Annotated in this window: 1 protein-coding gene; it reads left to right on the top strand. The window is 45.5% G+C overall.

The window, feature by feature from the left end:
• Positions 1–115: 115 nt before the first annotated feature.
• Positions 116–1,399: an IS110 family transposase gene (locus ACQ76X_RS35795; RefSeq protein ID WP_438498649.1), complete on the top strand. Its 1,284-nt coding sequence runs from the start codon at positions 116–118 to the stop codon at positions 1,397–1,399.
• Positions 1,400–1,793 lie beyond the last annotated feature (394 nt).

Raw genomic sequence — 1,793 nt, 5'->3', positions numbered from 1 at the left:
AGCTAAACATTCCTGTAAGGCCTAAGATTTGGTCTTTGTCAAAAAAGGAGCGCCTCGGTATGATGGGTTTGTCGACGGGTTTATAACCCAACACCATCAAGGAGGCGCTCTTATTATGAAGTTTAAACAATCAGACGGTCAAAATCAACGCATTGAACGAATTTCCACATCTCACCTTGTTGTGGGTATAGATATCGCGAAGGAAACTCATGTTGCACAAGCGACTAATTTTCGTGGCATCGTACTTAGTAAGCGACATCTTACATTCTCAAATACAATTGAAGGATTCGAAAAATTAGATCGGTGGATCGAGGGAATAGGGCAGAAACACGGCTTAAAGGATCTCATAATCGGGATGGAGCCGACCGGACACTACGGGTATAACCTGGCCAATTGGCTTACCGACAAAGGCATGGGCGTTGTAATGGTGAATCCGGCAACCACCAAACGAAACAAGGAGAACCGCGATAATTCTCCCTCCAAAAGTGATCCGAAGGATGCGCTTGTCATTGCTGATGTGATCAGTCGAGGCTACTACTATGAATACTCGCGACAGGCTATCGTCTTTCAGAAGTTACGAACGATTATGAGTGACCGGGAATATTGGGTGACGAATAGTGTACGGCTACAGAACCGGATCATTCGCTGGTTAGACATTCGGTTCCCCGAGTATTTCTCGGTGTTTAAAAACTGGGCATGCAAACGTTCCATAGCTACTCTTAAAGAATTCCCTTCTCCGCAGGATTTAGAGTCTCTTTCCGTATCAGAGGTGATCACGAGATGGAGAGAGCATATGAAACGAGCTGGTGGCTCGACTGGCATGCAAAAGGCTGCGCAGCTCATCGCTCAAGCTAAGAACAGTATAGGCGAAACGACTGCTCTAAATGAAGCGAAACAGGATTTACAATGGCTATTACAAGAGTTCGAACGGATGGTAGAGATACTAGAGAGAATTGAAAAGGATATACAAGTATTGTTCAGCGAAATTCCTATGGCAGATCAGCTTCGATCTATCGGCCTAGGTACGATCTGTATTGCAGCCATTCTATCAGGTGCTGGTGACCTTAGAACGTATAATCATGGACGCCAATTATTGCGAAAGGCAGGCTTAAACCTAGCCGAAAGTACTTCAGGGAAACGAAAGGGACAGATTGTGCTTTCTAAAAGGGGCGATGCTACGCTGCGAAAATACCTGTATCTGGCCACGCTCCAACTCGTTGGAAATCATCCTATGTTCCGACAGTTGCATGAGAATAATGTTCAAGTCAAGCAAATGAAAAAGCAACAATCAGTATTTAAACTACTTGGAAAACTGGCACGAATCATCATTGGCATCGTTCAAAGGGGTGAAGCCTTTTCTCCTGGAAAAGCTGCCCCTACTTGCATTCAAGCTGCCTAAGACTGATTAAGCGATCACGTATATTGACTCATTCGTAGGATTTCAAAAAGAAAGCACGGAGGACCAAGTTCCTGCCCGATAAGGGCTCAGACCCGTCAGCTAAACGTTATCGGTCTCCACGCCTTGATCAGGTGAAACGAAGGAATGTAAGGGCATAGACCCGTAGAGTCATGGGATGGTGAACCCCCAAGGAAATTGTGGAGTATGCGTGCAGAAGAATAACACTTGGAGAGCTGTTCCACACGCTTCTTCTGTTCCCGCATACCCAAGATCGAGACAACGGTGTCTAATGAGCTTACTTTCTGAACGTTAACTGTATTCCGAGGCGACGAAATCCTACGAATGAGTGAGTATATGTGAGCTAAACCCTTAAAACCGAGGGACGGGCAGGATA

Origin of the sequence: Paenibacillus sp. IHBB 3054, from assembly GCF_051594305.1 — a bacterium.
Taxonomy (GTDB): Bacteria; Bacillota; Bacilli; order Paenibacillales; family Paenibacillaceae; genus Paenibacillus_AQ.
This window is presented reverse-complemented; position numbering and strand designations above follow the sequence as displayed.